The 460-nt window shown below is 72.6% G+C and carries 1 pseudogene; it reads left to right on the forward strand.

The annotated features are described in order from the left end of the window. A pseudogene (locus AC2CJA_RS27220) lies at positions 1-460 on the forward strand (IS5/IS1182 family transposase); the annotation flags it as partial.

Below are 460 nucleotides of genomic sequence, written 5' to 3' on the forward strand. Positions count from 1 at the left end.
CCATGCTCGACATCCCCCGCCCGGTGGTGGTCTTCCTCGCCCGTCTCCTGGCCGCCCACCGCCGCCGGATCGGCACTCCCCGCGGCAGTCGGGCGCTGGGTCCGTTCCGCCGGGCCGTGCTGGTACTGCGCTGGTTCCGCGAGCGCGGCTGCGTGCACTGCCTGGCCCGCGACGCCGGGATCTCCCAGGCCACCGGCTACCGGTATCTGCACGAGGGCATCGATGTCCTCGCCGAGTGTGCCCCGGACCTGCACCAGGTGCTGGAGCGCTGCCGTGAGCAGGGCCTGAGCCATGTGGTGCTGGACGGCACGCTCATCGCCTGCGACCGGGTGGCCGGCACCACCGAGCGGGGCAACGACCTGTGGTACTCCGGCAAGGGACGACGCTTCGCCGGAAACCTGCAGTTCCTCGCCGCTCCCGACGGCTCGCTGCTGTGGGTCTCCGACGTCGAGCCCGGCTC

This window comes from Streptomyces sp. ATLC9, assembly GCF_057196705.1.